1 protein-coding gene and 2 pseudogenes are annotated in these 2,294 nt (G+C 67.4%); 1 reads left to right on the top strand and 2 read right to left on the bottom strand.

What is annotated here, in order from left to right; translation table 11 throughout:
• Window positions 1-271 (bottom strand): annotated as a pseudogene (locus tag PGX04_RS24650) (undecaprenyl diphosphate synthase family protein); the annotation flags it as partial.
• Between the two features lie 159 nt (window positions 272-430).
• On the opposite strand from PGX04_RS24650, the gene PGX04_RS24645 reads away from it, so the two are divergent.
• Entirely contained in the window at window positions 431-1,753 is a 1,323-nt protein-coding gene (locus PGX04_RS24645; RefSeq protein ID WP_273740919.1) for a DUF92 domain-containing protein, read from the top strand.
• A 153-nt stretch (window positions 1,754-1,906) separates the two neighbouring features.
• Here PGX04_RS24645 and PGX04_RS24640 read toward each other — a convergent pair.
• Window positions 1,907-2,294: pseudogene (locus PGX04_RS24640) on the bottom strand (DNA primase DnaG); the annotation flags it as partial.

The following is a 2,294-nucleotide window of genomic DNA, read 5'->3' as shown; positions in this document are numbered from 1 at the left end:
TGTCCTCCGGTCCGCGAACGGCGACCGGCCGCGGCGCGTCGATCGTCTCGAGTTCGCGCTGCAGCGCCGGTACCGCCGCCGCGTCGAGGACGCTCACGTAGACGGTCACCTGCGAGGCGTACTCGATGGCCCACTCGAAGAAGTCCGTGAGCGTCTCGTAGGCGCCTCGCTCTAACAGATCGCGTTCGGTGATCACGAGCGCGACGTGATCGGGCAGGTCGCCGCCGTGACGGGCGATCCGAAGGGCGAGGTACCGTTCGTACAATCCCACACGCGTGAGTTTCCCGGCGACTGTGATACGAGTTACGGGTCTCTGTCGGTCGCCCAGCGACGACACGTACGGCCCGAATGAGCCGCTAAACGCGGTGAAAACCGACTCGAGCCGCGTTCACGAACCTTGAAGTAATCGCCACAGAAAGGGACCGATATCGTGACAGCACCCGTTCGGCGAGCCAGCGTGTTCGCGGCTCTCTGTACGCTCTCGCTGGCCGTTCCGCTCGTCGATCCGTGGATGGCGGCCGCGGTCGCCGGTGTCGTCCTCCTGGGGGCCTACGTGATTACCGACGGCCCGCTCTTCGACCTGCTGGCGTATCCGGGCGATTACGAGGATTCGCGACTGTACGGTCTCATCACGTTCGTCCTCGCGGCGGTCGCGCTCGGTCTCATGGCGACCGCGGCGTCGATGCCGGTCGCTGTCTTCGTCGGGACGATACTGCTGGTCGGCTACGGCAACTTCGGCGCGCAACTCGTCAGGCTGCGAACGGACACCGATGTCGTTCGCGTGGGAAGCTTCTGTCTCGCGGCGCTCGCGGCCGCCGTCGCCGGACAGGCGCTCGCTCACTCGCTCTCCGGTGATGCCGTCGCATCAGCACTGCCGCTGGTCGTCTTCCTGGCCGCCAGCGGTGCATTCCTCGCCGCACTCCTTCGCGACGTACTGCTCCCCTCCGACGACCCGATCATCGTCCTCTCGGTCGGCCTCCTGCTCTGGCTGCTCGCGGAACTCGAACCGGCTATCGGGACGGTCGAAATCGTCATCGCACTCGCCGTCACGGTCGGCTTCGGCTACGTCTCGTACGCCCTCGAGACGGCGTCCATCGCGGGGATGCTCACCGGGATCTTGCTGGGGCTGCTAACGATCGTTCTCGGCGGCTACGGCTGGTTCACCGTCCTCATCTCCTTTTTCGCCATCGGCGGCCTCTCGACGAAGTTCCGCTACGAGCGGAAGACGGAACTCGGCGTCGCCGAGGACAACAACGGGGCTCGGGGTAGCGGGAACGTCCTCGGCAACGCCGCCGTCGCGCTCGTCGCGGTGCTCGGCTACGCGGCCAGCGACGCCGGTTTCCTCCCTCGAGAGCCCGAACTGTTTCTTTTCGCCTTCGCCGGCTCGATCGCGACCGCGATGAGCGACACCCTCTCGAGCGAGATCGGCAGCGTCTTCGAGCGGCCGCGGCTGATCACCACCCTCGAACCGGTCGATCCCGGAACGGACGGCGGCGTCACCTGGCAGGGAGAGCTCGCCGGCGTCGCCGGCGCAGCGGTCGTCGCCGCGATCGCGTACGGGCTCTTCCCCGACGTCGGACCCGTCGGCGCGGCGATAATCGTCGCCGCGGGTATCGCCGGCATGACCGTCGATAGCCTGCTCGGGGCGACCCTTGAGGGATCGATTCTGGGGAATCAGGGCGTGAACTTCCTGGCGACGCTCTCCGGCGCGCTCGTCAGCGCCCTGCTGGTGCTCTCGATTGCCGTTTCCTGACGGTCAGAACCGACCTCGGCTTCGGAGCATCCGACAATGTCGACAGCCACACCGCGACCGTTCGGTCCGTGGACACGGCTCGTGGGGTACCGTACCGTACTGGCCACCCATTCTCCGTTCGACGGCCGGATCCAGTTGCGAAAAGTAGCCTCGTCACTCCGTGTCCGGCCGCCGCTCGGCGACGTCGTCGATCGCGTGGATTCGAACGTCGGTCGGCCGCTTGGTGAACTGGCCGAGCGAGCGCGCGATGATTCGGTCGACGCCGCGGTCGGCCGCCAGATCGAGGAGCCGCTGATCGAGGATCCCGTCGAGGACGACCGTCGTCGGCACGGTCTCGAGCGTCTCGAGCGTCTCGTAGGCCTCGCTCGCATCGGCGTCATCGATCGGGTCGGCCTCGGCGTCGAGAAAACGGACGCCGTCGGTACCCGCCCGAATGACCGCGGTCGCGTGCCCGTAGACCGTCTCGGGGGCGCGATCAGTATCGGACTCGGCGTCGGTCGCGGCCTCGCCCTGGCGCGTCCGCTCCGGAGCCGTCCCCTCC

It is taken from the genome of Natrinema soli, from assembly GCF_028618695.1.
This window is presented reverse-complemented; position numbering and strand designations above follow the sequence as displayed.